The 4,852-nt window shown below is 70.4% G+C and carries 3 protein-coding genes, 4 tRNA genes and 1 pseudogene; 2 read left to right on the forward strand and 6 right to left on the reverse strand.

All coding sequences use genetic code 11. The annotated features are described in order from the left end of the window. Positions 1 to 303, forward strand: a pseudogene (locus tag HA630_RS27410) (DNA-binding protein YbiB); the annotation flags it as partial. Positions 304 to 307: 4 nt separating this feature from the next. After that, positions 308 to 1,111, forward strand: coding sequence for a uroporphyrinogen-III C-methyltransferase (gene cobA, locus HA630_RS27415; RefSeq protein ID WP_166833956.1), 804 nt, complete (start codon positions 308 to 310; stop codon positions 1,109 to 1,111). Between the two features lie 52 nt (positions 1,112 to 1,163). Here cobA and HA630_RS27420 read toward each other — a convergent pair whose 3' ends face one another. The 6 genes from HA630_RS27420 to HA630_RS27445 form a co-directional block, all read right to left on the reverse strand. Continuing rightward, positions 1,164 to 3,119: a methyl-accepting chemotaxis protein gene (locus HA630_RS27420; RefSeq protein ID WP_166833960.1), complete on the reverse strand. Its 1,956-nt coding sequence runs from the start codon at positions 3,117 to 3,119 to the stop codon at positions 1,164 to 1,166. Positions 3,120 to 3,214: 95 nt separating this feature from the next. Further along, a complete protein-coding gene (locus HA630_RS27425) occupies positions 3,215 to 4,390 on the reverse strand; it encodes a nitrate/nitrite transporter (protein ID WP_166833958.1) in 1,176 nt (391 codons plus the stop codon). 119 nt (positions 4,391 to 4,509) lie between these two features. Beyond that, positions 4,510 to 4,586, reverse strand: a tRNA-Asp gene (locus HA630_RS27430). Positions 4,587 to 4,601: 15 nt separating this feature from the next. Next, positions 4,602 to 4,677, reverse strand: a tRNA-Glu gene (locus tag HA630_RS27435). A gap of 13 nt (positions 4,678 to 4,690) precedes the next feature. Further along, positions 4,691 to 4,766 (reverse strand) — tRNA-Ala (locus HA630_RS27440). A 9-nt stretch (positions 4,767 to 4,775) separates the two neighbouring features. Beyond that, a tRNA-Asp gene (locus HA630_RS27445) sits at positions 4,776 to 4,852 on the reverse strand.

The raw sequence follows: 4,852 nt of genomic DNA on the forward strand, positions 1-4,852 counted from the left end.
CTGCTGCGCGGCACCGAAGGCGAACCCGTGGCCGACCCCCGGCGCACGCCCCAGATGGACCTGTTCCACCACGGCCAATCGCACACCGTGCAAGCGGCCCAGACCGGCAGCCTGGCCCAAATACCAGACCTGCCCGCCGGGCACGACCTGGACGCCACCGTCCAACACACCCTGGCCATCCTGGCCGGCGAGCGTCCGCTGCCCACCCCAGTCGCCCTGCAGGTGGCCCACATCTGCGACGCCCTGGCCTCCTTGGCCACCCCCTCGGCCCTGCCCACCACGACCACCTGCCTGGAGAACTGACACCATGTCCACCACCACACAAGCGTCCGGCTCCGTGGTCCTCGTCGGTGCCGGCCCCGGCGACCCCGACCTGCTCACCCTGAAAGCGGTCAAAGCCATCGCCTCGGCCACCGTCCTGCTGGTGGACGACCTCGTCAACGACGCGGTGCTGGCCCACGCCAGCCCGAACGCCCGCGTCGTGCATGTCGGCAAGCGCGGCGGGTGTGCCTCCACGCCCCAGGCCTTCATTGAAAAGCTCATGATCCAGGCCGCCCGCGAAGGGCAGCGCGTGGTGCGCCTCAAAGGCGGTGATCCTTTTGTGTTTGGCCGGGGCGGGGAAGAGGTCGAACACCTGCACCGCGAAGGCATTGCGGTGGAGGTGATCAATGGCATCACCTCGGGGCTGGCCGCCGTCACGTCCTTGAACGTGCCGCTGACCCACCGCGACCACGCCCACGGCGTGGTGTTCGTCACCGGTCACGCCAAACCCGGCGACCCGGGCACCGATTGGGCCGCCCTGGCCCAATGCGCCCACCAAGCCCGGTTGACGCTGGTGATCTACATGGGCGTGTCCAGCGCGACCCGCATCGAAGCGGGCCTGCTGGCCGGCCTGCCGCCAGACACCCCGGTGGCCATCGTGCAACACGCGACCTTGCCCGAACAACGGCATGCCAGCGGCACCTTGGGCACGCTCACCGCCACGCTGGGGGCGCACCGGCTGGGCAGCCCCTCGATCATCGTGGTGGGTGACGTGCTGCGCGGCCTGGCCAGCGTCGGTCTGCGCACCACCGCGGCGGGCGGGTCCTCCGCCTGGCCCCTGGTCGCCTGAGCCGCGGCCGCACGGCGCCCCTGGGCCCTCGCGTCATCGGGCGCCCGGGCCGTCAGCCGCGCGCGTCCTGCGCCAAGCGAAACACCGACACCGCCTGCACCAGGCCGTCGGCCTGACCCTGGAGGCTGGTGGCGGCGGCCGCCATTTGCTCCACCAGTGCGGCGTTCTGCTGCGTGGCCTGGTCCATCTGGGTGATCGCCTGACCCACCTGCTGCACGCCGCTGCTCTGTTCGCTGCTGGCCCGGCCGATGTCGGCCATCAGGTCGGTGACGCGCCGGACCGCCGCCACCACCGACTCCATCGAGGCCCCGGCCCGGTCCACCAGCGCGGTGCCGGCATCGACCCGCTGGACGCTGGCGTCGATCAGCCGCTTGATGTCCTTGGCCGCTTCGGCGCTGCGCTGGGCCAGGCCGCGCACCTCGCTGGCCACCACGGCAAACCCCCGCCCCTGCTCGCCGGCCCGGGCCGCCTCCACGGCAGCATTCAACGCCAGGATGTTGGTCTGAAAGGCGATGGCATCGATCACGGCGATGATCTGCGCGATCTGGCTGGAACTGCCCTGGATGTCGCGCATGGTGGCCACGACCTGCTGCACCACCGCGCCCCCTTCGGTGGCCACGCGCGAGGCCTCCTGGGCCAGCAGGTTGGCCTGGCGCGCGGTGTCGTCGTTCTGGCGCACGGTGCCACTGAGTTCCTCCATTGACGCAGCCGTCTGCTCCAGCGCACTGGCCTGGTGCTCGGTGCGGCCCGACAAGTCCTGGTTGCCCTGTGCGATCTCGTGGCTGGCCAGGGCCACGTTTTGCGCGCCCTGGCGCACCCGCTCCACCACCACCGACAGGCTGTGCTGCATGTGGCCGAGCCGGGCCATCAGGCTGGTCTGGTCGCCCGCCCGCACCGGCACGGTGCGGGTCAGGTTGCCCTGGGCCACACTTTCGGCCAAGGCCGCGGCCTGGGCGGGTTCGCCACCGATGGGACGCAACACCATGCGGTCCAGGGCAAACGCCAGCACCCCGGACACCACCACCACGCTGCACAACGCCAGTGCCAGGGCCGTCCACTGCAGGCGCCGCACCCCTTGCAGCATCTGGTCGCGGGGCACCTCGGCGCGCAAGGCCCAGGGGGTGCCGGTGGCGCCCACCCGCAGCGGGGCGTACACCTGCACCACCCGGCCCAGGGTCGCGTCGTCGGTTTCCATCTGGTGCGCCAGCCCGGCCCGTATCGCGGCGCGCGCCGCCTCAAAGTCCGGGCCGCTCTCCATCGCCTGGCCCACCCGCTCGGCCTCGTGGTCGGCCACGAACAGGCCCCCGTGCGAAATCAAGCTGGCGCTGCCACTGCCCAGCACCGTGATGCCCGCCACCACCCGCTGCAGGTCCGACAGCGCCAGGTCCACCCCGGCCACGCCAACGAAACGGCCCTCGTGCAGGATGGGCACCGTGACCGTGGTGATCAGCATGGTCTGCCCGGCCACCTGGTAGGCGTAGGGCTCCAGCAACACCGGCTTGCCGGTTTGCTTGGCCAGCAGGTAGTAGTCGCCGGCACCGGGCTGGTCGTAATCGACCAAGGGCTCGACCAACAACTGCCCGCTGCCTCGGTTCCAGTAGGGAACAAAACGACCGCTGGTGTCGTGGCCGGGACGCCCCGCGTGTTCGGCGTCGCGGCCGTCGAAAGCGTCGGGCTCCCAGCCGCTCCACACGCCCAGGAACTCGGGGTGATCGGCCAGCACACCGCGCAGCATGGCGTGGGCCGCTTCGCGCTCGGTATGGCCCACTGCCTTGAGTTCGCCCAGCGCGCTGGCCAGCACCTGGGCGGCGCCCATGGCGGATTCGAGCCGCAAACGCATGTCGGCCGCCTGCCGGTTGGCCAGTTCCTGCGTGTAGCGCAGCGAGGCCTCGGTCTGCGTGGCGGCGGCCTGGTCGGCCACCACCCAGACCGTGGCGGCAAACCCCGCCAGCACGATGCCCACCACCCCCAACAAAAGCCGTGCGCGCAAACCCCATTTGCCAACCATGAGTTCTCCTCGGTTTATCCCAGATCACCCTATGCAAGCGCCGTACCAAGCGGGGCGCCACGCCGCACGAAGCGGCGGTGCTGGCTGCAGGCCGGTCAACGGGCCAACCGCTCCTCGCGCAGCAGCGGCCGCATCGCCCACAGGCCCAGCAGCGGCCCCACGGCCAGCCACGGCAGCACGGCCTCCAGCGGGGTGTGCTGCGCCCAAGCCACGTGCAGCAAGATGCTGCCGATGGAGATGGCAAAGCCGAGGCTGTTGGTCAGCGTCAGCACGCTGCCCACCGCCTGCGGTGGCGCGTTGCGCGCGGTCAGCGCCGAAAACTGCGGCGAATCGCCGGACACGGTGATGCCCCAGACCAGCAGCCACAGGCCAAACAGCGCGTCGGGCGCCTGCATGGCCCAGGGCGTGAGCAGGCAGCACAGGCCGCTGGCGGCCAGTTGCGCGGTGGCCACCCGCGCCCCGCCACAGCGCCGCACCAACAGCCCGCCCACCACGCACCCGATGGCGCCGGCCCCCAGCACCACAAAGGCCGCCAGCGACACCGCCGCCCCTTGCAAGCGGGTGGCCAGCACCAGCGGCACCATGACCCAGACGGTGTACAGCTCCCACATGTGGCCGAAGTAACCGAGCACCGAACTGCGCACCCGCCGGTCGGTCCAGACGGTGGCCACCGCCGACCAGCGCAGGGGCGCGGCCGCGCCGGGGCGCACCGGCGGCTCCCCCAGGCCCAGGTACAACAACAGGCCACCGCCGGCGGCCAGGGCCGAAACGGCCCACATCAGGCGGTCCCAGGGCAGTTCGTGCCCCCAGGCGCGCAGGCCATGGGCGCTGGCCGAGCCCAGCACCAGGGCACCGATCAGCAGGCCCAGCGCCGCACCCAGCCCCTGGCGGTACCACTGTGCAGCGATTTTCATGCCCACCGGGTAGATGCCGGCCAGGCAGAACCCGGTGGCAAAGCGCCAGGCCATCAGGGCCTGCAGGTCGCGCACCCACCACCAGGCCCCCAGGGTGCACAACGCACCGGCCAGGGAACACCACAGGAACACCCGGCGCGCCGGGTAACGGTCGGCCACCGCGCCCAGCGCAAACACCAGCGTGCCCAGGATGAAACCGAACTGCAAAGCGGAGGTCAATGCCCCCAAGGCCGCGTCGGGCCAGCCCAGTTCGGCCTGCAGGTCGGGCATGATGGCGTTGACGGCAAACCACAGCGAGGTGCCGGCGAACTGTGCCAGCACCAGCACGGGCAAGACGTGGCGGGGGACTTGATCCATGCCGGGACTGTACGCCAAGGCCTGCCCCAGGCGGGTGGGCCGGCGGTCACGCAAGCGACGTGGATGCCCAGAAAACAAAAAACCGCTGCGAGTCTGCGACTGGCAACGGCTGATGGGGTTGGCGGAGTGGACGGGGCTCGAACCCGCGACCCCCGGCGTGACAGGCCGGTATTCTAACCAACTGAACTACCACTCCTGGCGGTCAAAGCGGTGGCGACCCTACGGGGATTCGAACCCCGGTACTCACCGTGAAAGGGTGATGTCCTAGGCCTCTAGACGATAGGGTCAGACCTTGAAACGTGGTGGAGGTAAGCGGGATCGAACCGCTGACCTCTTGCATGCCATGCAAGCGCTCTCCCAGCTGAGCTATACCCCCACGAAAATCTGGCGGAGTGGACGGGACTCGAACCCGCGACCCCCGGCGTGACAGGCCGGTATTCTAACCAACTGAACTACCACTCC

The sequence above is a fragment of the Aquabacterium sp. A08 genome (assembly GCF_011742065.1).